The organism is Streptosporangium sp. NPDC006930, assembly GCF_040635605.1.
Taxonomy (GTDB): Bacteria; Actinomycetota; Actinomycetes; order Streptosporangiales; family Streptosporangiaceae; genus Streptosporangium.
In genome coordinates this window covers 171,981-193,568 of record NZ_JBEYID010000005.1, presented here as the reverse complement: position 1 = coordinate 193,568, position 21,588 = coordinate 171,981, and the positions used below count along the sequence as shown (strand labels likewise).

13 protein-coding genes are annotated in these 21,588 nt (G+C 70.9%); 10 read left to right on the top strand and 3 right to left on the bottom strand.

Annotated elements, in window-relative coordinates; all coding sequences use genetic code 11:
- The first annotated feature begins 49 nt into the window (after positions 1–49).
- Positions 50–1,528 carry a glutamate synthase subunit beta gene (locus tag ABZ664_RS11600; RefSeq protein WP_362506777.1) on the top strand — a complete coding sequence of 493 codons (1,479 nt, stop codon included), beginning with the start codon at positions 50–52 and terminating at the stop codon, positions 1,526–1,528.
- Between the two features lie 279 nt (positions 1,529–1,807).
- Here the strand turns inward: ABZ664_RS11600 and ABZ664_RS11595 are convergent, their stop codons facing one another.
- Positions 1,808–3,019 carry an RNA-guided endonuclease TnpB family protein gene (locus tag ABZ664_RS11595; protein ID WP_362506774.1) on the bottom strand — a complete coding sequence of 404 codons (1,212 nt, stop codon included), beginning with the start codon at positions 3,017–3,019 and terminating at the stop codon, positions 1,808–1,810.
- A 104-nt stretch (positions 3,020–3,123) separates the two neighbouring features.
- On the opposite strand from ABZ664_RS11595, the gene ABZ664_RS11590 reads away from it, so the two are divergent.
- From ABZ664_RS11590 to ABZ664_RS11560, 7 genes are all read left to right on the top strand, one after another.
- Positions 3,124–4,926 carry a S8 family serine peptidase gene (locus tag ABZ664_RS11590; protein WP_362506772.1) on the top strand — a complete coding sequence of 601 codons (1,803 nt, stop codon included), beginning with the start codon at positions 3,124–3,126 and terminating at the stop codon, positions 4,924–4,926.
- Between the two features lie 281 nt (positions 4,927–5,207).
- Positions 5,208–5,627, top strand: coding sequence for a hypothetical protein (locus ABZ664_RS11585; RefSeq protein ID WP_362506769.1), 420 nt, complete (start codon positions 5,208–5,210; stop codon positions 5,625–5,627).
- Between the two features lie 337 nt (positions 5,628–5,964).
- A complete protein-coding gene (gene pyk, locus ABZ664_RS11580) occupies positions 5,965–7,395 on the top strand; it encodes a pyruvate kinase (protein WP_362506766.1) in 1,431 nt (476 codons plus the stop codon).
- A 213-nt stretch (positions 7,396–7,608) separates the two neighbouring features.
- Positions 7,609–8,016, top strand: coding sequence for an acyl carrier protein (locus ABZ664_RS11575; protein ID WP_362506763.1), 408 nt, complete (start codon positions 7,609–7,611; stop codon positions 8,014–8,016).
- On the top strand, positions 8,013–12,644 hold the full coding sequence (locus tag ABZ664_RS11570) for an amino acid adenylation domain-containing protein (RefSeq protein ID WP_362506760.1): 4,632 nt from the start codon (positions 8,013–8,015) through the stop codon (positions 12,642–12,644). The genes ABZ664_RS11575 and ABZ664_RS11570 overlap by 4 nt, the downstream gene beginning before the upstream one ends.
- Positions 12,645–12,735: 91 nt before the next feature.
- Positions 12,736–13,617 (top strand): thioesterase domain-containing protein, encoded by an 882-nt coding sequence (locus ABZ664_RS11565; RefSeq protein ID WP_362506757.1) that lies wholly within the window; start codon positions 12,736–12,738, stop codon positions 13,615–13,617.
- Positions 13,596–14,633, top strand: coding sequence for an LLM class F420-dependent oxidoreductase (locus ABZ664_RS11560; protein ID WP_362506754.1), 1,038 nt, complete (start codon positions 13,596–13,598; stop codon positions 14,631–14,633). The genes ABZ664_RS11565 and ABZ664_RS11560 overlap by 22 nt, the downstream gene beginning before the upstream one ends.
- A 116-nt stretch (positions 14,634–14,749) precedes the next feature.
- Here ABZ664_RS11560 and ABZ664_RS11555 read toward each other — a convergent pair whose 3' ends face one another.
- Complete coding sequence (locus tag ABZ664_RS11555; protein WP_362506751.1) at positions 14,750–14,947, bottom strand: DUF397 domain-containing protein; 198 nt, start codon at positions 14,945–14,947, stop codon at positions 14,750–14,752.
- A 23-nt stretch (positions 14,948–14,970) separates the two neighbouring features.
- Complete coding sequence (locus tag ABZ664_RS11550; RefSeq protein WP_362506748.1) at positions 14,971–15,516, bottom strand: Scr1 family TA system antitoxin-like transcriptional regulator; 546 nt, start codon at positions 15,514–15,516, stop codon at positions 14,971–14,973.
- Here ABZ664_RS11550 and ABZ664_RS11545 point away from each other — a divergent pair.
- Both ABZ664_RS11545 and ABZ664_RS11540 read left to right on the top strand, forming a co-directional pair.
- Positions 15,473–16,519, top strand: coding sequence for a hypothetical protein (locus tag ABZ664_RS11545; protein WP_362506746.1), 1,047 nt, complete (start codon positions 15,473–15,475; stop codon positions 16,517–16,519). The genes ABZ664_RS11550 and ABZ664_RS11545 overlap by 44 nt on opposite strands.
- Before the next feature lie 450 nt (positions 16,520–16,969).
- The gene (locus ABZ664_RS11540) at positions 16,970–21,547 is read left to right on the top strand and encodes a molybdopterin-dependent oxidoreductase (protein ID WP_362506743.1); all 4,578 of its coding nucleotides are present in this window, start codon (positions 16,970–16,972) and stop codon (positions 21,545–21,547) included.
- Positions 21,548–21,588 lie beyond the last annotated feature (41 nt).

Below are 21,588 nucleotides of genomic sequence, written 5' to 3'. Positions count from 1 at the left end.
GGTTTTTCCAGTCATTTCAGGCTTTTCAGGGATAAGGGAGGTACGACCGATGGCTGACCCCAAGGGTTTCCTCGCTCACGGACGCGAGCTGCCGGCGCGCCGCCCGGTGGACGTGCGCATCCGCGACTGGCGCGAGGTCTACGAGGACTTCCCCAAGCCCGCGCTGACCAGGCAGGCCGCGCGGTGCATGGACTGCGGCATCCCGTTCTGCCACAACGGCTGCCCGCTGGGCAACCTGATCCCCGAGTGGAACGACCTGGTCTACCGGGACGACTGGCAAGAGGCGATCGAGCGCCTGCACGCCACGAACAACTTCCCCGAGTTCACCGGACGCCTGTGCCCGGCTCCGTGTGAGGCGGCGTGTGTGCTCGGCATCAACTCCGACCCGGTCGCGATCAAGCGGGTCGAGGTCGAGATCATCGACCGCGCCTTCGACGAGGGCTGGGTCACCCCCCAGCCCGCCGCCTCGAAGACCGGCAAGCGGGTCGCGGTCGTCGGCTCGGGCCCCGCGGGCCTGGCCGCCGCCCAGCAGCTCACCAGGGCCGGGCACGACGTGGTCGTGTTCGAGCGGGCCGACCGGATCGGTGGCCTGCTCCGCTACGGCATCCCCGAGTTCAAGATGGAGAAGCGGCACATCGACCGCCGTCTCGACCAGATGCGGGCCGAGGGGACCGAGTTCCGTACCGGCGTCAACGTCGGCGTGGACATCACGGCGGAGCGGCTGCGCGAGGAGTTCGACGCGATCGTCCTGGCCGGTGGCGCGACCCAGTGGCGGGACCTGCCCGTCGCCGGGCGCGACCTGAAGGGCGTCTACCAGGCGATGGAGTACCTGCCGCCCTCCAACAAGGTCCAGGAGGGCGACTTCCCGGTCTCGCCGATCAGCGCCGAGGGCAAGCACGTCGTCGTGATCGGCGGCGGCGACACCGGTGCCGACTGCATCGGCACCGCGATCCGCCAGGGGGCCGCCTCGGTCACCCAGCTGGAGATCATGCCCCAGCCTCCGGCGGACCGTCCCGGCAGCCAGCCCTGGCCCACGTTCCCCATCCTGTTCAAGATGGAGAGCGCCCACGAGGAGCTGGCCGACGGTGACGGCGCCCGGGTCTACGCGGTCTCCACCACCGAGTTCGTCGGCGACGCCGAGGGCAACGTCAGGGCGCTGCGCCTGGTCGAGGTGGAGGGGCCCGCGGCCGGGTTCAAGCCGGTCCCCGGCTCCGAGAGGGAGATCCCGGCCGAGCTGGTCACGCTGTCGATGGGCTTCGTGGGCCCGGAGAAGAAGGGCCTGCTCGAAGAGCTCGCCGAGGTCGCCGGTGGCGAGTTCTACGACGCCAGGGGCAACGTCGCGAGGGACAAGGGCTACATGTCCTCGGTCGACGGCGTCTTCGTCGCCGGGGACATGGGCCGCGGACAGTCGCTGATCGTGTGGGCGATCGCCGAGGGCCGCTCCGCGGCCTCGGCCGCCGACCGCTACCTCACGGGCCAGACGGCCCTTCCGGTGGCGATCCCGCCGACGGCGCGGCCGCTGGTCTGAGTGGAAGCTGGCCTGACATGTCATGACCGGTCTGGGTATGTCATGGTTGATCCATGCGTACCCGGGCCGGTTCATGCATGTCAGGGCCGGTTCATGTGCTCCATCGCTGGTTTGGTCAGGCCACGGTTGGTCTTCGGCACCCCCCGACAGTTCGGCATTCCGGATGTCTTACCGACTGCTTCAGGGAAAAATGCGCAGAGCGGGGTTTCGAATTGCTTTGGCGTACATATGCCTGAAAGATAAATTTTCTTGATCGGGTCAGGTGCGGAGGATCGTTGACTACTCCCCGCCCTGAAGGACGGGGATTCCAGCCCTCGCGGGCCGGGGTTCCTGTTTCGTCGGCGACCGCACCCGGGAGGACCCGGAATGTCTGACGTCACCTCCGCAGGCAGACACGGCAAGACCTGCCGCCAGGATGTTCTTCGCGGCGTTGACGTCCCGGTCGTGCCGGGTGCCGCAGGACGGGCACTGCCACGTCCGGGTGCCGAGGGAAAGTCGGGCGAGCAGGTGCCCGCACGCCGAACAGGTCTTCGAGCTGGGATACCAGCGGTCGATCACGATCAGGTGGCGGCCGTGTTCGGCCGTCTTGTACTCCAGCATGCGGCGGAAGGTGCCCCACCCGCAGTCGGAGATCGCTTTGGCCAGGGACCGGTTGCGGACCATGTTCTTCACGGCGAGGTCTTCGATCACGATCACGTCGTGGTCGCGGACGAGGCGCGTCGAGGTGCGGTGCAGGAAGTCGGTGCGGGAGGCGCGGACCTTGCGGTGCGCGCGGGCGACCTTCGCCTTGGCCTTGGCCCGGTTGGCGCTGCCGCGCTGTTTGCGGGCCATGCGCCGCTGGTAGCGGGCCAGGTTGCGTTCCCGTTTGGCCAGGTGACGCGGGTTGGCGATCTTCTCGCCGTCGGAGGTGACGGCGAAGTCTTTTACGCCGACGTCCACTCCCACCGCCGTGCCGGTCGCCGGAGCCTGCTTCGGATCGTTGACCTCGACGGCGAAGGAGGCGTACCAGCGCCCGCACGCCTCGCGCGAGACGGTGACCGTGGTCGGGTCGATGCTCGCCGGGTCGATGTCCGGCCAGGACCACACGACGTCGAGCGGGGTGTCCAGCTTCGCCAGGAACAATCGCCCATCGCGGTAGCGGAAGGCAGAGCGGGTGTACTCGGCGCTCTGGCGTGCGGTGCGGGACTTGTAGCGCGGGTATCGGGCGCGTCCGGCGAAGAAGCTGGTGAAGGCGACCTGCTGGTGGCGGATGGCCTGCTGCAGCGGAACCGACGACACCTCGTTCAGCCACGCCAGCTCGTCGGTCGCCTTCATCGCCGTCAGGTAGGCGTTGGCCTGGATGAAGTTCGTCGTGGCCCGCTCGCTGCGGTAGCGGGCGTGCCGCCAGGCCAGGGTCCGGTTCCACACCACGCGTACGCAGCCGAACGTGCGGTTCAACATGGCCGCCTGTTCGGGGGTGGGGTAGGCCCGCACCTTGTACGCCGTACGCACGTCCGGACCTTATCGGAAGGCGCGGCGGGCGATGAGCGTTACGGCGCCATGTCCCGTTTCCTCCCGGCCTTGAAGGACCAAGTCTCCACACTCAAGGAGTTCAGATGAATCGCGGGACCAAAAGCCTGACGGGCGCGGCGACGGCGCTCGCCCTGGCGGCGACCCTCACGGCGGGAGCCCTGGGCGGCGAGGCCACGACGGGCGCGGGCCAGACCCGCGAGTATCTGGTCTTCTACGCGGACGGCGCCCGCGACCGGGCGATCGACGCGATCGACGCGAGCGGTGGCACCGTCCTGTCGACCGACACCAGGATCGGCTACGTCCTCGCGGACGGTCCCGGCGCGGGTTTCGTGGAAGGCCTGGCCGACAGCGACGCCGTCGAGGGAGTCTCCTCCGACCGCAGGATCGGCATCGCCAGTGCGATTCCCGCCGCACCCGCGGCCGGGGCCTCCGCGGGCGGATCCGCCTCCGAAGCCGGGACCTCCGGCACCGGGGCCACCCCCGGGACCTACAGCGCCGGGACCGCTCCCCGGACCGCCTCCAGCGTGGGGGCCCCGCTCGCCTTCCCTTCCGCCGAAGCCCTCGGGCAGGCGGGCACCCACCGCTCCGCCGACACGCCGGAGCCGCTCGCCGGGCGGCAGTGGGACATGAAGATGATCGGCGCCACCGTGGAGGGCTCCTACGCCACCGAACCCGGTGACAAGCGGGTACTGGTCGGCGTCATCGACACCGGCATCGACGGCAAGCACCCCGACATCGCCCCCAACTTCAACCACGCCCTGAGCCGCAACTTCGTGACCGACCGGCCCAAGGACCCCAACGGCAACGCCCTCGACGGCCCCTGTGAGTTCAAGAGCTGCAAGGACCCGGTGGACTGGGACGACGACGGCCACGGCACCCACGTGGCCAGCACCATCGCCTCACCGATCAACGGCCTGGGCATCGCCGGGGTGGCCCCCCAGGTATCCCTGGTGAACCTGCGCGCCGGTCAGGACTCGGGCCTGTTCTTCCTCAAGCCCAGCGTCGAGGCGCTCACCTACGCCGCCGACGCCGGGATCGACGTGGTCAACATGAGCTTCTACGTCGACCCGTGGCTGTTCAACTGCAAGGCCAACCCGGCCGACTCCAAGGCGGAGCAACTGGAGCAGCGCGGCATCATCACCGGCATGCAGCGCGCCCTCGACTACGCGCGCAAGCGCGGGGTCACCCTCATCAGCGCCATCGGCAACGGCGCCACCGACCTCGGCAAGCCGGGCAAGGACGAGAGCAGCCCCAACTACCCCAAGGACAGCGAGCGCACCCGCAAGGTCGACAACTCCTGCCTCAACGTCCCGGCCGAGTCCAAGGGCGTGATCTCGGTCACCTCGGTGGGCCCGACCGGGCGCAAGGCGTACTACTCCGACTACGGCGTCGAGCAGGCCGACCTGGCGGCCCCCGGCGGGGACGAGTTCGACGGCAGCAGCACGTACGACCCCACCAAGGGCATTCTGGCCGCCGCACCGGAGAACGCGCTCAAGGCCAAGGGACAGATCACCGCCGACGGCACGCCGAAGTCCGACTCGATCATCCGGGAGTGCGAGGGCGGCACCTGCGCCTACTACCAGTACCTCGTCGGCACCTCCATGGCCGCACCGCACGCCACCGGTGTCGCCGCCATCCTGATCAGCCGGTTCGGCAAACCCGGCAAGGGCGGCCTCACGATGCCCCCCGCGGACGTCCAGCGCCAGCTGTACTCCACGGCCACCAGGAAGGCCTGCCCCTCACCGCGCGGATACGCCTACAAGATCGGCCTCGCGTTCGTGGACGAGGTCCACAAGTGCGAGGGTCCCAAGAAGCGCAACGGCTTCTACGGCCGCGGCCTCATCAGCGCCGAGAACGCCGCCAAGGCCGAGCCGCTCGCTCCCTGACGGCTCCCGGACGGCGCGGCGCCCAAGGCGCCCTCACCCCGTCCCGGCCCCTCACCCAGGGGCCGGGACGCGGACGGCGGTCGTCTCGCGGTTCGGCGTCGGCGGAAGTGTCATCCCGGGCACAGTCCGGGGCTCGCAAAGAGACGATCAACAGACGGGTGAAGGGGACGGAAGGGGGAAGGAGAACGACTCCGGTTCCGTCCCGTCGCTCTCGTCACTGTGAGGATCATCGGCTTCCTCCTCGCGCCTGAGGGCGGGTTCTCCACGCAGAAAGGACTCACATGAGATTCCTGTCGCGTCCGCACCAGCTCCCGCCCCGGATCGCCGCCGGTTTGATCATTCTGAATTCGGGACTGACCAAGAGATCCGCGGGGGAGGAGAGCGCGAAGGGATTACACGGGATGGCCTCCGGGACCTACCCGTTCCTCAAGGACATGGACTCGGTGAAGTTCACGAGACTGCTCTCCACGGCGGAGATCACCCTCGGTACGGCCCTGCTGGTCCCCGTGGTGCCGCCACTGCTGGCGGGCGCCGCGCTGACCGCCTTCGCCGGAGGGTTGCTCGGCCTCTACCTCAAGACGCCGGGACTGCGGGAGGAAGGCAGCCTGCGCCCCTCGCAGCAGGGCATCGCCGTCGCCAAGGACGTCTGGCTGCTGGGCATCGGCGCCGGGCTGGTCGTGGAGGAGATCGTCCGCGACTGACCAGGGATTCCGCCGGCCGGCCCGGAGTTTCGGTGCTGGGCCCGAAGCCTCCGTTGCCGAGGCGCGAGCGCGGTGCCCCCTCGAAACTCCTGTGACCGACGCGGAAGCGCGGTGACCGCTCAGAAGCCCATGACCGGCCCGGTGTCCCGATGGCCGGCCAGGCTCGGGGTGCGCTCGCGGGTGCCCCTCACTCCTGTGACGGCTGACCTCAAGAGTGAGCGCGAGGGGCGATTCGTAACCTCTCGTTCATGCGAGGTGGCTTTGTGTCACCGAATTTTTCACCGGCGCTACGGCTAACGTCGCGACCAAGTGGTCTGTACCAATTAGGGTGGGATCCGTGACTCGTCGCGCGAAAATCGTCTGCACTCTCGGCCCCGCCACCTCATCTCCCGAACGCCTCCGCGAACTCATCGCGGCCGGGATGGACGTGGCCCGTTTCAACCTCAGCCACGGCAGCCACGAGCTGCACAAGGAGGTTTACGACAGGTTGAGGGAGGCGGCCGCCGAGCTTGGGCGTGGCGTAGGTCTGCTGGCCGACCTCCAAGGCCCCAAGATCCGGGTCGGTAAGTTCGAGGAAGGTCCCGTCCGCCTCGGCTTCGGTGACGTCTTCACGATCACCACCGAGGAGGTCCCCGGCGACCGTAACCAGGTTTCCACGTCCTATCTGGGGCTTCCCAAGGACGTCAGCCCCGGCGACAGCATCCTGGTCGACGACGGCCGCGTCCGGCTGGAGGTGACCCGGGTCGACGACCAGCGCGTCACGACCCGCGTGATCATCGGCGGCATGATCTCCGACAACAAGGGCCTCAACCTCCCGGGCGTCAACGTCAGCGCCCCCGTCCTGACCGACAAGGACGAGACCGACCTGCGCTGGGCCCTGCGCACCGGCTTCGACCTGGTCGCCCTCTCCTTCGTCAGGCGTCCCTCCGACGCCGACGTGGTGCGCAACATCATGGAGCAGGAGGGCATCCGCCTCCCGCTGCTCGCCAAGATCGAGAAGCCGCAGGCCGTGGAGCGGCTCCCGGAGATCATCGAGGCCTTCGACGGCATCATGGTCGCCCGCGGCGACCTCGGTGTCGAGCTGCCGCTGGAGGAGGTGCCCATCGTCCAGAAGCGCGCCATCGAGCTCTGCCGCGAGAAGGCCCGCCCGGTCATCGTCGCCACCCAGATGCTGGAATCGATGATCACCTCTCCGCGTCCCACCCGCGCCGAGGCCTCCGACGTCGCCTACGCCGTCATGGACGGCGCCGACGCGGTCATGCTCTCCGGGGAGACCTCGGTCGGCAACTACCCCATCGAGGTCGTCGAGACGATGAGCCGCATCGCCACGACCGCGGAGAAGAGCTCCCTGCAGGCCACGCACAGCCTCGACCGGCTGCCCGAGACCACCGGTGGCGCGATCGCCCGTGCCGCGGCGGAGGTCGGGGCGATCGTCGGCGCCAAGGCGCTGGTGGCGTTCACCATGTCCGGTGAGACGGCCCGCCGTCTGGCCCGCTACCGCTCGCCGATCCCGCTGCTCGCGTTCACCTCCGCCCGCCACGTCCGCAACCAGCTCGCGCTGACCTGGGGCGTGGAGACCTTCGAGGTGCCGTTCGTCCACCACACCGACGACATGGTCCGTCAGGTGGAGGCCTCGCTGCTCGCCAACTCCCGCCTGGAGAAGGGCGACAAGGTCGTCATCGTCGCCGGTTCGCCTCCCGGCACCGCCGGCTCCACCAACGCCCTGCGCGTGCACACCATCGGGGCGGCGGTCTCCAACCCCACCTGATCCCCACCCGATCCTCCCTGATCCGCGGAAACGCGTACGGCCACCGCTCCGGCGGTGGCCGTACGCGTTTCCGGGGTCTTCCACGCGTCCGGCGATCCAAAAAGCCGAAAAATACGCTCTTGTCGTGTCCGAATAGGTGTCAGAAGATCGGTGCATGGCATGCCCGAAAAGGGTTCGCCTGGTGAACCAGACAAATTTAACGAAAGGCGCCGGATGATCCAGGGCAGTCGGCCGGTGGGAGCGGAGCGGCAACGCGAGGAGGACGAGGGGCGGCCTCCAGGCCAACCGGGTCGCCCGGGGCAGCGGGTGTCGGCCGCCGACACGGTCGCGGGGATGATCGAGGCCCGCCTGGGCCGGACGGTCGACCCCGACGAGAACTTCTTCGAAGCCGGGCTCAACTCGATGGCGCTGGTCGAGCTGCACGCGGACATCACCGGGGCGCTCGGTATCGAGATCCCGGTCACCGCGATGTTCGCCCGGCCGAACGTGCGGGCTCTGAGTCGCCTCGTCGCGGGCGCGCAGGAACCCGTCAGGAGCGAACCCGCGCGCCCGCGCCCCACGGGGGGCAGCCGCAGGGACGTGCGCGCCCGTATCCGCAGGGACGGCGGGGCGTCTCGGTGACGAGGACCGCGCCGATCGCGGTGATCGGTATGGGCCCGCGTGCCCCGCTCTCTTCCGGTCCCGTCCCGATCGAGGTCGTCGAGGCCACGATGGAGAACGCCGGACACGACCCCGCGCGCCCACCGGGCGCGCTCGCCGTCCACGACACGGCCGAGGCCGCCTGCCTCGCCCTCGCCCTGGGAATCTGCGACCTCGCGATCACCGTCTCGGGGCCGAGTCTCGGCGCCGTCGCGGAGCGGGGAACCGCGATCGCGCTCAGGCGCCTGGACGACGCCCTCCTCGACGGCGACCTCGTACGCGTCGTGATCGAGACGACGACCGGCTCGGCTGCCGACACGGTCACCGACGCGGCGACCGTGTCGGTGACCGCCCTGGTCGCCGGCACAGCGACCGGCCCGATGACCGCTTCCCGGTCCGGCACCGGTCCCGCCCGCAGCGGGCCCGGTGGCCGGTCGCCGACAGGCGGCCCGCCCGCGCGTCCGTGTGATTCGCTGACGGTGAAGGACGGCTTCCCGCCGGTCCACCTCCCCGCGGACGGTCGGCCCCGCGTCGTCGCCTGGTCGGGACGGCACCGACAGGAGGCCGACGCCGTACGGGAAGGCCTGGCGGGATTCTTCGCCACCCTCGCCCCCGACCGGTTCGCCGACGCCGTGGCCGTCCTCCAGCGGGGTCGCACCCCGCATCCCGTACGGGGCGCGATCGTCGCCACCACCCCCGCCGAGGCGTCCGCCGCTCTCGCCGCCGCGCGGAGGGCCTCGGCCGAGGAAACGGCCGGGCATGAGCCGCCTTCCCGCGATGCGGCCTGGGCGGGGGTGAGGTTCGTCTTCCCCGCCAGCGGCGCCGGTCGGCTGGGGGCCTCGCTGTACGGAATCGAGCGGTTGTTCAGCGAGACGATGGACGTCTGCCTGGAGGCTTTCGAACGGCACGGCGTCGACCTCTGCGACGCCTGGCTCGCCGGGGAGCGCGACGACGACCCGGTGACGTTCGCGGTGACCTACTCCCTGGCGGCCACCCTGACCGGCTGGGGTGTCACCCCCGGAGGGTGTACGGGGGAGGGGGTGGGAGAACTCACCGCCGCCGCCTTCTCGGGAACGCTCGAACTGGACGAGGCGATCGCCCGGGTGGCCGCCTCCGGCGCGGCGCCCGAGCAGGAGTCGGGACGTGCCTTCCACGAAGTGGAGGCCCGTCCTGAGCCGGTCGCGGGGCCGGAGCCCTCGTCCGAGCCGGCAGCAGGGCCGAAGGCCGGCGGTGCGCGAGGCGCGCCGTCCCTCCTGGTCGGTACGGCGGGGACGGCAGGGAGGCCGCCGGGCGAGGGGACGATCCACTGTGGGGACGACCGCCGGGGTCTGCTCACGGCGCTCGCCCGGCTGTGGACCCTCGGCTGTCCGGTGGACTGGGTCGCGCTCGACCCCGACCACCCCCTGCAGCGACTGCCCGTCCCCGGAGGGCACCGCCCCGCCGAGGTGACACCCGTTCCCGTACCGGCTCCCGAGGCGCGGGAACGCGAGAGCGCGTCGCGGGTCCCCGAGGGCCTGCCGGAGCCAGCGGAGCCACTGCGCAGGCCCGAGGCGGTCCCGTACTCGTTCTGGGTGCTGGAGCAACTCGCCGGGTCGAGCGGGGTGTCCAACCTGGCGGTGGCGTTCAGGACCCGGCAGCCGCTGCGCAGGCTCCCGCTGCAGATCGCGGTGAACCGGCTGCTCAAGCGGCACCCGGCGCTGCGCCTGCGGTTTCCCGAGGTGGACGGCGCACCCGTGCGGCATCTCACCGCCCCGAAGGACGCGCAGATCAAGCTGGTGAACGGCGAGACCACGCGGGAGACGCTCGTCGCCGACCTCCAGGGTTTCCTGGACGAACCCTTCGACCTGGGCCGCGACCTGCTCTTTCGGGCCGGGCACTTCACGCTGCCCGACGGCGGCGGGAGCGTGGTCTGCCTGGTCGCGCACCACATCGTCATCGACGCCACCTCGATGCAGTTCCTCGTCGAGGAACTGGGCGGTTTCTACGACGCGCAGACGAGCCAGGAACCGCTCCCCGCCGCGCTCGCGGGCACCGCGCCCATGCTGGAGCCGAAAGCGGCGTCCCGGGAGTCGCTGGACTACTGGCTCGACAAGCTCAGGGACGTCGACCCGGCCGCGATGGTGCTCCCCGGCAGCAGGCCGTCGCCCGCCCGGCCCACCTTCGCCGGGCACACCTGCTCCTGGGAGGTGGACGCGGACACGCGCCGGGCGCTCGACACGCTGCGGACCGGCCTGCGCACCACCGACAACATCGTGCTCGCCGCCGCTTTCATGCTCACCCTGCGCGCGCACGGCGCCGGTCCGGAACTGGTGGCCGCGATGCCGGTCACCACCAGGACGGCCACGATGCGCGGCCATGTCGGCTACGGCGTCAGCACCCTGCCGATCCGGGTGCGCGCCGATCCGGAGGAGGGTTTCGCGGCCCTGGTCAGACGGGTCGAGGACGTCTTCTTCGAGGGCGTCGAACACGCGGACGCCTCGGTGGAGGCGGTGCTGGTCGAGCGCGGGCACGGCACCGGAGACTGGAGGGTGCCGCTGTTCCGGCACATGTTCAACTACCGGCCGTGGACCGACGACCAGGTGAGCATCCTGGGCTCCGTCCCCGAGTACGTCGAGGACCTGTTCGACCGCAGCCGCCTGGACCTGCAGTGCATCGCGGTGCAGGAGCCCGGCAGGCTCACGCTCAGGGTCTGGCACAGCACGGAGGTCCACGACGAGGCCGAGATCGCCGCGTTCGTCGCGCGGATGACCGCGCTGCTGCGGCGGGCCGCCGAGGACGCGCACCGGCCCCAGAGAGAGCTGGACTCCCTCTCGGCGGACGACCGGCGACTGCTCGACCGGCTCAACGACACCGCGCGGACCTGGGAAGGACCGGCCACCCTGCTGGAGCGGATCATCACCCGCACCGGGACGGCGATCCGTGACGGCGACCGGGAGGTCACCTACGGCGAGCTGCTCGGCTGGGCGGCCTCCGTGCGGGACACCCTCGTCGCGTACGGCGCGGGCCCCGGCGACATCGTGGCGCTCGGCCTGAGCCGTTCGGCGGAGATGGTCGCCGCCGTGCTCGGCGTCTGGGCGGCCGGAGCCGCCTACCTGCCGCTGGACCCGCGCCAGCCCGAGCTGCGCCTCGCCTACCAGGTGGAGGACTGCGGTGCCCGCCTGGTCGTCGCCGACTCCGAGGCTCCCTGGGCGGGGGAGACGCCCGTGCTCCCCATGCCGCAGGCCCCCGCCTCCGGCGCCGAGGCGGATCAGGGGCCGCGAAGACCGCTGGACGCGGCCGAGGTCTCCGCGACGATCTCCGGGGAGTCGATCGCCTACGTGATCTACACCTCGGGGTCCACCGGCAGGCCCAAGGGAGTGGCCGTCACCCACGGCAACCTGGCCAACCTCGTCCTGGACTTCGCCGACCGGCTGGGGGCGGGCGCGGCCGACGCGGTGCTGTGGTCCACCACGACCTCCTTCGACATCTCGGCCCTGGAGCTGATGCTCCCGCTCACCGTCGGCGGCACCCTGGTCGTCGCCTCCGACGACGACCAGCTGCAGCCGCGCAGGTTCCTGGAACTCATCGCGGCGCGGGACGTACGCGTCGTGCAGGCCACCCCGACGGCGTGGCGGCTCATCGCCCCCGAGGCGCGCGACGAACTGGCCGGGCGCGTCGTGCTCTGCGGCGGAGAGCCCATGCCTGCCGCGCTCGCCACGGACCTGCTGGGCCTGGGCTGCCGGTTGTTCAACGTCTACGGGCCGACCGAGACGACCATCTGGTCCACCGCCGCCGAGATCCTCGGCCCCCCGGCCGACCCGGTGCCGATCGGGGTGCCGCTCGCCAACACCCGGATCTTCGTCAGGGACGCCGACGGACGCGAGGCCCCGCCAGGCGTACCCGGCGAGCTGTGCGTGGCGGGCGACGGGGTGAGCGCCGGGTACGTCAACCGGCCGGAGCTGACCGCCGAGCGGTTCGGAGAACATCCCCGCCACGGACGTTTCTACCGGACAGGGGACATGGCGAGGCTCAGGCACGACGCGACCCTGGAACTCCTCGGCCGCGACGACCGCCAGATCAAGCTGCGCGGACACCGCATCGAGCTGGGCGAGATCGAGGCGGTGCTGCACCACCACGACGCCGTCAAGGTCGCGGCCGTCATCGTCCACGACGACCGGCTGGTGGCGTTCGTGCAGCCCACGGACCCGCCCGACGGGGAGACCGAGGCCGCGCTGCGGGAGGAGCTGTGGAGGTACGCGGGGACGCGGCTGCCGGACTACGCGGTCCCCTCGGGGATCGTCCTGGCCGGCGAGTTCCCGACGACCGCCAACGGCAAGATCGACTATCGGGGGCTCACCGTCCCCGAGGACGCCTCCCCGTCCGTCCCCCGTGCCCCGGCGAGCTCGGAACTCGCCGAGGGGGTGCTGCGGCTCTGGCGGGAGGCACTGCGCCGCCCGGGACTCGGTGAGCACGACAACTTCTTCCTCAACGGGGGGCACTCGGTGCTCGCCGTACGGCTGATCGCCCCGCTGGAGGAGCTCGCGGGCCGGGCGGTCAACGTTCGCGCGGTATTCGACCATCCCACCCCGGCCGAGCTGGCCGCGTTCATCCAGGAAGGGGCGGGCTCGTGACCTCCGTTCCCGTCGTACGACTCCCGGCCTCTTCCGCGGGGCCGGGCTCCCCGGAACCCGCGCCCGACGTCTCCACGCCGGAAGGAACGCGATGACCGCGCCGTGGTTCGTGCCGGTGGGGGAGCGGCAGGGAGGGCGGATCCGCCTGTACACCTTCCCCAACGCGGGCAGCGGTCCCGCCTCGCTCACCGACCTGGCCGGGCGTTTCCCCGACGAGGTCGACGTGTGGTCGATGAACCTCCCCGGCCGCCAGGCCAGGCTGGCGGAGCCGCCCGTCGAGGACCTGGACGCGCTGGTCGACGTCCTGGCCCGAGACCTGCTGGCGAACGCCCGCGAGCCGTACGCGCTGTTCGGCTACTGCAGCGGCGCGCTGCTGGCCTACCTGGTCTGCCGTCGCCTCACCGAACTCGCCCCGGCCTCCGGACCGGCCGGGACCGGACTCCCGGCGTCTTTCGAGTCGGCTCCCTCGCCGGAGTCGTCTGGGCCCACCGGAGGCCCGTCACCGGAGCGCGCCGGAGCCGGTCGTTCACCCGAGTCCGGAGGGTGGTGGCCAGAACGGCTGCTCGTGGGGTCCTTCGCCGCACCGGACGTCACGCTCCTGCTGCGCAGACTGCCCTCCCTGCCGTCGTGGCTGTTCTGGGACCAGCTGATCGAGCTGGGAGGGGTCCCGGCGGAGGTGGCCGAGCGCGAGGCGCTCAGGCCGATCCTCGAACCGGCCCTCCGCGCCGACTTCGGGATGCTCGCCCGATACCGGCACCGGCAGGGGCCGCCGCTGCCCGTGCCCGTCACCGTCCTGTACGGCAGCCGCGACGGCTCCATGTCGCGCGGCGGGCTGCTCGGCTGGCGCAGGCAGAGCGTCTTTCGGCCGTCGATGCGCGAGCTCGACGCCTCACACTGGCTGGCCGAGGAGACCCCCGACCTGCTCGCCACCGTCATCGCAGAGGAGATCGGATGCGTCTCGGTTACAGCATGAGCTACTGGGGCGGCGCCGGGCTCGGCCCCGCCGACCACCTCACCCTGGTCCGCGAGGCCGAGAGGCTGGGCTACGAGTCGGTGTGGGCCGCCGAGACCTACGGCACCGATCCGGCGAGCCTGATGGCGTGGATCGCGGGCCAGACCGAACGGATCGCGCTGGGCACCGGCGTGCTGCAGATGTCGGGCCGCAAGCCCACGGTGGCGGCGATGACGGCCGCCACCGTCGACCAGATCTCCGGCGGCCGGGCCCGGCTGGGCGTGGGCGTGTCGGGGCCGCAGGTCGTGGAGGGCTGGCACGGGGAGCGTTTCGACCGGCCAGTGGCCCGCGCCCGCGACTACCTGTCGGTGCTGCGGCTCGCCCTGGCCGGACGCCCGGTGAGCTACTCGGGCGAGACCGTGACGCTGCCGCTCCCCGGCGGGCAGGGCAAGGAGCTGTCCCTGGGCGTCTCCCCGGTCCAGAAGCACCTTCCCGTCTATCTCGGCGCGATGGGCCCGCAGACGACCGCGCTCGCCGGGGAGCTGGCCGACGGCTGGCTCGCGATCCACTTCCCGCCCGAGCACCTGGCCGAGCGCACGGCCCAGCTGCGCGCGGGCGCGGCGCGGGCGGGCCGCACTCTGGACGGCTTTGACGTCGCCCCGATGATCCTCACCCTCGTCGACGAGGACGAGGAACTCGCCTTCGACATGATGCGGCCCATGCTCGCCCTCTATCTGGGCGGCATGGGCTCGCGCCGTACCAACTTCTACAACCGCCTGGCCCGCTCCCTGGGTTTTGAGAAGGAGGCCGAGGCGGTCCAGGAGGCGTTCCTGGGCGGGCGTCAGGGTGAGGCGATGTCGTTGCTCCCCGACGGCCTGGTCGACGCGATGACGATGTGCGGGCCGCCCGGCAAGCTCCGCGAACGGGTCGCCGCCTACCGCGAGGCGGGCGCCACCTCCCTCGTCGTCGGCCTGGTCACCCCGACCCTCCGCCTCCGCCTGGAACAACTGGAACTCGTCGCCGACCTGGTCACCTGACGGTCTCTGTTGGGATCGTGCGGCCCACGGCTCGTACGATCCCAACACTGGGTGCCCGAAACTCACCGGCCGCCGAGGCGAGCGGCCGTCTCCGGTCCGGCTCCGGTTTCGGGGAGTTACGCGTCGTTCTTCAGCCGCTTGACGAAGGCCGACCAGGTGTCACGGGTGAAGACGAGCTTGGGGCCGCCGGGGTTCTTGGAGTCGCGGACGGCCACGACGTCGCCCAGGTCCGCGACCTCCACGCAGTCGCCGTTGGCTCCGCTGAGCGAACTCTTGCGCCACGCTGCGGTGGTCAGGTCTACCGGATTGGACATCGCGCGCCCCTTCGGTTGGACACTCACGCCGGGTTGTTCGGCGCATTTGTCAGCATAGTCATGGTGTCGGCAGGGCTGAGGGCCGCTGCCCTGAGGTAGTCGAACACCGAGACGTACCGGCGGACGTCCGCGGCGTCCTCCAGGTACAGGCCGCTGGACATGTTCTCCAGGTAGATGACGTCCAGGTCGCTCGAAGCGGGAAAGCCCACGACGGTGAACGATCCGGTCATCGCCGGATGCGCCCCGCCCCGGTAGGGGAGGATCTGGAGCATCACGTTGGGGCGCCGGCCGAGCTCGTTTGACGTCGCGCAGGGTGCGTGTCCCCTGCGACAGCCACGGGCGCTGTAGATGACCTGTTGGGTCAGACGGGTGACGATCGAACAAGGACGCGATGAGCCGGTCGGCTTCGTCAACGACTGGATCGCTTCTCGCAGGACCCCAGGCAGGCCTTCACATCCTCTCCCCCTCAAGGGGGAGAGGATGTGAAGAGAACCCGCTGCGGAGACCTTGGTCGGATGGACTCGGATGGACCTGCTGATGCCCGATCGCCGCGAAGTCCTCAACCTCATCGTCGGTACCCCGCTGGTCGCCGGCACCGCGCACCTGCTTGAGACGGTCGGCCGCCCGCTCAGCCGCCGCCAGGCTGGTTTCAGCACCGACACCGTCGCCGCTCTGGAGGAAGTCACCGCTGCCTTCGCGCGGCTGGAATCGGCGCACGGCGGCGCCCTGTGTCGCTCTGCGATCGTCGGCCAGCTCGCGGAGGTCATGCGCCGTATCCAAGACGGCGTCCCGGACAGTCTTCGCATCCGTGTCTTCGCCACCACAGCCGACCTGGCCGCGCTTGCCGGGTGGACCAGCCACGACGCCGGCCGCTATGGCGCCGCGCAGCGGTACTGGTCATATGCCCTCTACGCCGCCGGCGAGGCCGGGGTACCCGGTCGCGGAGCGGAGATCGTCACCCGCATGTCACACCAGATGATCTACCTGGGGCGGTTGCATGACGCGCTCGCGCTGCTTGACCTCGCAGCGGTCCGCGCGCGACGCGACGGCCAGGTGGCGGTGCAGGCGCTCGTGCAATCCCAGACCGGTCGCGTCCACGCGGGCCTCGGCCGGCCCGGCGAAGCCGCCCGTCATCTCGGTCACGCTGACGAACTTCTCGTTCAGATCACGGACAGTCCCGAATGGATCGCCTACTTCGATGACGCCGAGCACGCAGGCGCCCGAGCCGTCAGCGCCCGCGATCTCACTCATCTCGGCCATCGTGGGCACCCCGCCAGCCCTCACTTCGAAGCCGCGCTGCGGCTCCGCAAACCAGGGTTCGACCGGGTACAGACGATGGACCTGATTGGCTTGGCAGCCGCACTCCTCGACGAGGGTGACCTTGACCGGGCCGCAGCCGCCGGCCGCCAGGCACTGGAGAGCGCCGGCCTGCAGTCGGCCCTTGTAGCGGCCAGACTCAACACCCTGTTGTCCGCTGCGGACAGGCACCACACGGCCGAGATCGTTGAACTCCGCGCTCAGGCTGCGGACTTCGCGGCCCGCGCGTCGGTCACTTCGCAGGTCGCTGCTTGACCGGAGGCTTCCTGCTCGTCGAATCGGCGCGGTCACCGAGGTCTGGATGACGGCGGGGATCCCGGTGGAACGAGTGACATTCAAAACATGGGCCCGTCCCTGATGGTGATCGGCTGGCGTCGGCTCCGTGCCGACGCTTACCGGATCTCTCGGTCCGGCCCGTATTCGCGAAGAGGCGATGCCGAATCGTGGATGCTCCGCCCGGTTTCCGCGCCGGTTTCCTTGTCGGTCGACGGGCTCCCTGACGCCCGAATGCACGTCGAGGAGGGCCGCGCGTGGCCGGGGGAGATCGGCGGTGATGTGGATGTAACAGACGGACGCGGACAGATGTGACATCTACGTAACGCCTGTTTCTTATGTTTCCGTCGTTGGATCCGCCCGATGCGGCTTTGGTGTCCCCGCTGTTCGGCGGAGGGTGTCACGGGCCCCTGCTCAGGGAGAAGGGACCTAATGGCGGCGTCAGAGAAAGTGAAGACGGTCTGCTCGTACTGCGGTGTCGGCTGCGGGATCGTCCTGGAGGTGGACGGGCGGCGCCGGGTCGTCAAGGCCTCCGGCGACAAGAGCCACCCGGCCAACGCCGGTCGGCTGTGCACCAAGGGGGCGACCACCGCGGACATGCTCGCCGCCCCCGGTCGCCTCGAAAACGGGCTGGTCAGGCCGGACCGGGGCGCCGAGCCCGCGCCGACGAGCGTGGACGCGGCGATCGGCGAGACCGCCCGCGGGCTGCGGCGGATCCTGGACGAGCACGGGCCGGACGCCCTGTCGTTCTACGTGTCCGGCCAGATGACGCTGGAGGCGCAGTATCTGGTCAACAAGCTCGCCAAGGGCTTCGTCGGCACCAACCAGATCGAGTCGAACTCCCGGCTGTGCATGGCCAGCGCGGGCAGCGGCTACAAGCTGTCGCTGGGGTCGGACGGCCCGCCGGGCTCCTATGAGGACTTCGACCGCGCCGACCTGTTCTTCGTGATCGGCGCGAACATGGCCGACTGCCATCCGATCCTGTTCCTGCGCATGATGGAGCGGGTCAAGGCCGGTGCCAAACTCATCGTGGTCGATCCCCGCCGTACCGCCACCGCCGACAAGGCCGACCTGTTCCTGCGGATCAGGCCGGGCACCGACCTGGCCCTGCTCAACGGGCTGCTCCATCTGCTGGTCGAGGGCGGCCATGTCGACCACGAGTTCGTCGAGCGGCACACCGACGGATGGGAGGCGATGCCGGACTTCCTGCGGGACTATCCCCCCGAGACGGTCGCCGACCTCACCGGCATCCCCGAGGACGACCTGCGCCGGGCGGCCGAGTGGATCGGCGCGGCGGGGGAGTGGATGAGCTGTTGGACGATGGGGCTCAACCAGAGCACGCACGGCACCTGGAACACCAACGCGCTGTGCAACCTGCACCTCGCCACCGGCGCGATCTGCCGCCCCGGCAGCGGCCCGTTCTCCTTGACCGGTCAGCCCAACGCGATGGGCGGACGCGAGATGGGCTACATGGGGCCGGGTCTGCCGGGCCAGCGCTCGGTGCTGGTGGAGGAGGACCGCCGCTTCACCGAGGAGCTGTGGAACCTGCCGTCCGGCACCCTGCGCACCGAGGTCGGTCAGGGGACCATCGAGATGTTCTCCCGGATGGCCGAGGGCGAGATCAAGGCGTGCTGGATCATCTGCACCAACCCGGTCGCCAGCGTCGCCAACCGCAGGACCGTGATCGCGGGCCTGGAGGCCGCCGAGTTCGTCGTCACCCAGGACGTCTTCGCCGCCACCGAGACCAACGCCTACGCCGACGTGGTCCTGCCCGCGGCCATGTGGGCCGAGACCGAAGGCGTGATGGTCAACTCCGAACGGAACCTCACCCTGCTGCGGCAGGCCGTGGAACCGCCGGGACAGGCGCTGCCCGACTGGCAGATCATCGCCCGCGTCGCCTGCGAGATGGGCTTCGAGGACGCCTTCTCCTACAGCTGCGCGGAGGAGGTGTTCGAGGAGATCAAGCGGGCGTGGAATCCCAAGACCGGCTACGACCTGCGGGGCGTCACCTACGAGCGGCTGCGCGAGACCCCCGTCCAGTGGCCGAGTGCGCCGGAGGGCGGTGCGCGCAACCCCGTCCGCTACCTCAACGACGGCACCAGCCAGGCGACGCTGACCCGGCCCGACGGCAGCCGCCCGCGCCTCGCCTTCGCCACTCCGAGCGGCAGGGCCGCCTTCCTGCCCCGCCCGTACCTGCCCGCCGCCGAGCTGCCCGACGACGCCTACCCGTTCGTTCTCAACACCGGCAGGCTGCAGCACCAGTGGCACACCCTGACCAAGACGGGAAGGGTCGCCAAGCTCAACAAGCTCAACCCCGGGCCGTTCGTCGAGATCAACCCGCGCGACGCCGCCGAGCAGGGGATCGGCGAGGGCGACCTGGTGGAGATCGCCTCCCGGCGCGGCAGGGCCGTGCTGCCCGCCCGCCTGACCGACCGGGTCATGCCGGGCGACTGCTTCGCGCCGTTCCACTGGAACGACCTGTTCGGCGAATATCTCAGCGTCAACGCGGTCACCAGCGACGCCGTCGATCCCATCTCGTTCCAGCCCGAGCTCAAGGTGTGCGCGGTCTCCCTCACCAGGGTCGCCTCCGAGGCGTCCCCCGCGGCTCCCGAGCACGGGGCCTCCTCGGTTTCCGGGCACGCGGGGACGGTGGGACCCCCCGCCGTCCCCGCGCACGCCGGGACGACCGCGTTCCCTACGGTTCCGGGGTACGCGGGGGCGTCGGCGTTCTCGGCGTTCTCGGCGTCCTCGGAGGCCCCGGGGTACGCGGGAACCGCCCCGGAGAGTTCCCGGCCCGCCCGGATCGCCGCGCTGGCCGGCCTGCTCGGGGTGGCCGACCTGACGCCGCCGGTGCTCGCCGACCACGAGCGCCGCTACATGGCCGGTTTCCTGTCGGCGCTCGACGGCGCGGCGTTCGCCCTGGAAGGGCCGGGGTCCGCTCACGACGGTCCGGCGTCCGCGGGTACGGTCGTGCCGGTCCTGCCGGACCACGCCCCCGTCGATCCCGCCCACGCCCTGTGGATCAACGGGGTGCTGGCCGGGATGTTCTCCCGGACCCTTGCGCCGCCACCCGGGCGAGCGAGCGGCGATCCGGCGTCGCCGACACGCGACATCGTCGTCCTGTGGGCCTCCCAGACCGGGAACGCCGAGGAGTTCGCCGTCGCCAGCGCCGACAGGCTGACCGGCGCGGGGCGCACCCCCCGGCTGATCAGCATGGCCGACTGCGCCCCGGACAGCATCCCCCGTGGCGCGGACCTGCTCGTCATCTCCAGCACCTTCGGCGACGGCGAGGCCCCCGACAACGGTGTCGGTTTCTGGGAAGCCCTCATCGGGTCCGGCGCGCCCCGGCTCGACGGCGTACGCTACGCCGTACTCGCCTTCGGCGACTCCAGCTACGACGACTTCTGCGGCCACGGCCGGCGGCTCGACCAGCGCCTTGAGGAGTTGGGCGCTCAGCGCCTGGCACCTCGGGTGGACTGCGAGCCCGACGACCATTCGCGGGCCCTCGGCTGGCTTGAGCGGCTGCTCACCGCCCTCACCGAACCTTCCGTCCCGTCCTCGACGACACCTTCCGCTTCGTCCCCGGCGAGTTCGGAGCCCGAGCCCACGCGCGCGGGGCCGGGAACGACGCTCTCACCTTCCGATCCGGCCCTCTCGGGCCACGGATCGACACCTCCGGGACTTGATCCGTCTCCCTCAGCCTCCGGCCCGATGCCGGATTCCGGTCCGATGTCGGGCTCTGGTCCGATGTCAGGTCCCGGACGCACGTCAGGTCCTGGTCCGGTGTCAGCCCCCGGCTCGACGTCGTCCGGGCCTGAGCCGACGCCCCCGCGCCTCGGGATGACGCCCGCGAAGCCGGGGGCGGTGCCCTTGGGCACCGAGTCGCCGACGGGGTCCGGGAGGGCCGCGCCGTTCGGCGCGCCCCTGGCCGGTAACCGGCTGCTCAGCCTGCCGGGGTCGGCCAAGGAGGTGCGGCAGTTCACCTTCGACACCGGTGGCGAGCTGACCTACCAGGCCGGTGACGCGCTCGGGGTGCTGCCGGTCAACGGCGCCGACCTGGTCGCGGAATGGCTCGCCGTGACCGGTCTCGACCCCACCGACACCGTCGACATTCCCGACGTCGGCCCCCTCCCGTTCGGTGAGGCCCTGCGGAGCCGGCTGGAGATCACCAGGATCACCCCCGGCCTGCTCAGGTTCGTCGCCGACCGTACCCGCGACCGCGACCTCACCAGGTTTCTGCGCTCGGGCAACGGGGGCGAGCTGGCGAAGTGGACGTGGGGCCGCCAGGCCGTCGACGTGGTCGGCGAGCTTTCCGTCCGGGCCACCGCCCAGGAGTGGGCGGATGTACTCAAACGCCTGAAGCCGCGCCTGTACTCCATCTCCTCCAGCCCGCTCGTCGACCCCCACCGGGTGCGCCTGACGGTCTCGGTCGTCCGGTTCGAGAACCCGCGGGGTACGGAGCGCAGAGGGGTGTGCTCGTCCTTCCTCGCGGACGGTCCGGAGCACACTTCGGTGCCCGTCTTCGTCCAGCGCACCAGGCACTTCCGCCCTCCCGCGGATCCGGCCGCGTCGATGATAATGATCGGCCCGGGTACGGGCGTCGCGCCCTTTCTCGGTTTCCTGGACGAGCGCCGGGCGCTGGGGCACTCCGGCCGCAACTGGCTCTTCTTCGGCGAGCAGCGCCGCTCCACCGACTTCTACTACCGCGACGAACTCGACGCGTCGTACCGCGACGGGCTGCTCACCCGGCTGGATCTCGCCTTCTCCCGCGACCAGCGCGCCAAGCTCTACGTCCAGGACCGCATGCGCGAGCACGGCGGCCGACTCTGGTCCTGGCTTCAGGACGGCGCTCACCTGTACGTCTGCGGCGACGCCAGCCGGATGGCCAAGGACGTCGACCGGACCCTGCGCGAGATCGCCGTCACCCACGGCGGCCTCGGCGACGACGAGGCCGCCCTCTACGTCAAACAGCTCGCCGCGAGCAGACGCTACGTACGCGACGTGTACTGACCCCTCGCCGCCCTCGTGTTCGCGAGGGCCGATACCCGGAC

Excerpts from the sequence above, each read along its gene's own strand:
- ABZ664_RS11600 (WP_362506777.1), top strand. The coding sequence starts at position 50 with ATGGCTGACCCCAAGGGTTTCCTCGCTCACGGACGCGAGCTGCCGGCG.
- ABZ664_RS11560 (WP_362506754.1), top strand. The coding sequence starts at position 13,596 with ATGCGTCTCGGTTACAGCATGAGCTACTGGGGCGGCGCCGGGCTCGGC.
- ABZ664_RS11550 (WP_362506748.1), bottom strand. The coding sequence starts at position 15,516 with ATGAGGTTGAGGACTTCGCGGCGATCGGGCATCAGCAGGTCCATCCGA.
- ABZ664_RS11590 (WP_362506772.1), top strand. The coding sequence starts at position 3,124 with ATGAATCGCGGGACCAAAAGCCTGACGGGCGCGGCGACGGCGCTCGCC.
- ABZ664_RS11545 (WP_362506746.1), top strand. The coding sequence starts at position 15,473 with ATGGACCTGCTGATGCCCGATCGCCGCGAAGTCCTCAACCTCATCGTC.
- ABZ664_RS11575 (WP_362506763.1), top strand. The coding sequence starts at position 7,609 with ATGATCCAGGGCAGTCGGCCGGTGGGAGCGGAGCGGCAACGCGAGGAG.
- ABZ664_RS11555 (WP_362506751.1), bottom strand. The coding sequence starts at position 14,947 with ATGTCCAATCCGGTAGACCTGACCACCGCAGCGTGGCGCAAGAGTTCG.
- ABZ664_RS11540 (WP_362506743.1), top strand. The coding sequence starts at position 16,970 with ATGGCGGCGTCAGAGAAAGTGAAGACGGTCTGCTCGTACTGCGGTGTC.
- ABZ664_RS11565 (WP_362506757.1), top strand. The coding sequence starts at position 12,736 with ATGACCGCGCCGTGGTTCGTGCCGGTGGGGGAGCGGCAGGGAGGGCGG.
- ABZ664_RS11585 (WP_362506769.1), top strand. The coding sequence starts at position 5,208 with ATGAGATTCCTGTCGCGTCCGCACCAGCTCCCGCCCCGGATCGCCGCC.